Source organism: Bradyrhizobium sp. 87 (assembly GCF_023073015.1).
In the GTDB taxonomy this organism is placed as follows: domain Bacteria; phylum Pseudomonadota; class Alphaproteobacteria; order Rhizobiales; family Xanthobacteraceae; genus Bradyrhizobium; species Bradyrhizobium canariense_D.
Map to the genome: position 1 here is coordinate 1 of NZ_JADPIQ010000050.1, position 642 is coordinate 642.

The following is a 642-nucleotide window of genomic DNA, read 5'->3' on the forward strand; positions in this document are numbered from 1 at the left end:
TGCGATCTCGGCCATCGAGAAGAGCCGGACCGTGCCGACGTCGATCGGATGGACTTCGCCGCGCGACGGCATCGTGCTGGAGCGCAACGCCATCGAGGGAATGCGCGTCGAGCCTGGCGGCGTCCTGTTCCGGATCGCTGACCACTCCTTTGTTTGGGCCCTGATCGATATCGCCGAACGCGACCTCGGCATGATCGCCAAGGGCCAGCCGGTCACGGTGAAAGCGCGGAGCTTTCCGGGACGGGAGTTCACGGGGAAGGTCGAGGTCATTTACCCGGAGATCAACAAGGAGACCCGGACCGCGCGCGTCCGGATCGAACTGCAGAATCCGGACCTGATTCTGCTGCACGACATGTACGTCGATGCCGACATCGACACGGGAAGCGGCGAGGCGGTTCTCACGGTGCCCGAGAGTGCCGTGATGGACACTGGCAGCCGGCAGGCTGTTTTCGTCGACAAGGGGCAGGGTCGGCTGGAGCCGCGCGAGGTCGAGCTCGGCAATCGTGGCGGCGGGTTCGTGGAGGTCCGGCAAGGCCTCGCGGCGGGCGAGGCCGTGGTGGTCTCGGCGAATTTTCTGATCGATGCCGAAAGCAATCTGAAGGCCGCCTTGAAGGGCTTTGCCGAGGGGGCGCAGCAATGATC

Annotated in this window: 1 protein-coding gene; it reads left to right on the forward strand. The window is 65.0% G+C overall.

Annotation, left to right across the window (positions count from 1 at the left end; genetic code table 11):
* On the forward strand, positions 1 to 640 hold a 640-nt coding region (locus IVB50_RS13680; protein ID WP_247296007.1), incomplete at its 5' end, for an efflux RND transporter periplasmic adaptor subunit.
* Between the last annotated feature and the right edge of the window lie 2 nt (positions 641 to 642).